The organism is Bradyrhizobium valentinum (assembly GCF_001440405.1).
Taxonomy (GTDB): domain Bacteria; phylum Pseudomonadota; class Alphaproteobacteria; order Rhizobiales; family Xanthobacteraceae; genus Bradyrhizobium; species Bradyrhizobium valentinum.
Genome location: NZ_LLXX01000218.1, coordinates 1 through 206, shown reverse-complemented (window position 1 = coordinate 206; position 206 = coordinate 1). Strand labels below are relative to the sequence as shown.

1 pseudogene is annotated in these 206 nt (G+C 72.8%); it reads right to left on the bottom strand.

Annotation, left to right across the window (positions count from 1 at the left end):
- A pseudogene (locus tag CP49_RS46505) lies at positions 1-206 on the bottom strand (RNA polymerase subunit sigma-70); the annotation flags it as partial.

The window sequence follows — 206 nt, the reverse complement described above, 5'->3', positions numbered from 1 at the left end:
TCCCGCAGGGGAGCCGAGCCGTTGGGCGGCAGCATCGGCGCGGAACACCACGTCGGGATCGAGCACCGCGAGCAGCCCCTCGAAGTCGCCCTCGCGTGAGGCCTTGAGGAAGGCGTCGACGATGTTTTTCTGCCGGCCGAAATCGGCGTCCGGCGGCGGCGAGCCATGCACCCGCCGGCGGGCGCGGCTGGCCAGTTGCCTCGCCG